Genomic DNA, 333 nt, shown 5'->3' on the forward strand with positions numbered 1-333 from the left:
CCCATCCGATTAGTCCTATTTTTTCTGCATCTACTTCAGGTTGAGCTTTTAAAAAATTAATAGCTGCACATATATCCTCTACTTCTCTTTCAAGTGTTGTATACTTTACTAATCCTTCACTTGGTTTAAATCCTCTGTAGTCAAATCCCATAACTACATACCCTCTTTTTGTTAGGTCTCTTGCAAACATAGCAGGATATACCACGTTAAGGCCTGTCCATCCAGAGTTAGCGATTACTGTAGGTCTTTTTTCTCCCTCTTTATAATCATCAGGTAGATATATATCACCTAACATACGACTACCTTCACTGTAAAATACGATTTCTCTTTGTT

The 333-nt window shown here is 36.0% G+C and carries 1 protein-coding gene; it reads right to left on the reverse strand.

What is annotated here, in order from left to right:
* Positions 1-295 (reverse strand): alpha/beta hydrolase family protein (locus ACQ3F0_RS26855; RefSeq protein WP_428868877.1); only part of this gene is annotated, 295 nt, incomplete at its 3' end.
* Positions 296-333 lie beyond the last annotated feature (38 nt).

This window comes from Clostridium sediminicola (assembly GCF_050402865.1).
Classification (GTDB): Bacteria; Bacillota; Clostridia; order Clostridiales; family Clostridiaceae; genus Clostridium_AF; species Clostridium_AF sediminicola.